The 318-nt window shown below is 59.1% G+C and carries 1 protein-coding gene; it reads right to left on the reverse strand.

Going from position 1 to position 318, the window contains the following annotated elements; genetic code table 11:
• A partial coding sequence (locus tag E5W70_RS32770) for a cyclic nucleotide-binding domain-containing protein (protein WP_292665519.1) occupies window positions 1–247 on the reverse strand: 247 nt, incomplete at its 3' end.
• Window positions 248–318 lie beyond the last annotated feature (71 nt).

Here is a 318-nt window from a genome sequence, read left to right on the forward strand (position 1 = left end):
CGAATGTCTCTCCGGCCAGATGGAAGGCGCTTATCTGCCTGCGACCGTCGGCAAGCAGGCGGTAAACACGCACGGCACCAAACTCGACCTGATAGAAAGCTCCGGCCTTTTCACCTTGCGCATAGATTTCCGAACCGGAGGGAAAGAAGCTGACCGGCTGTAGCGGTGTCGGAGCGAATGTCGGCGGCAGGCTTGGCTGGCCAGATCGCGGCGAAACTGAGATCATGGAGCTGGTGTAGGCGTGCATGGCTGTTGTCCCGGTTAATCCGTGGCACAGCAATCGCGCGAATCCGCAGGTCGCGAAATTCGGTTATGTCC

Origin of the sequence: Mesorhizobium sp. (genome assembly GCF_005063415.1) — a bacterium.
GTDB lineage: Bacteria > Pseudomonadota > Alphaproteobacteria > Rhizobiales > Rhizobiaceae > Mesorhizobium.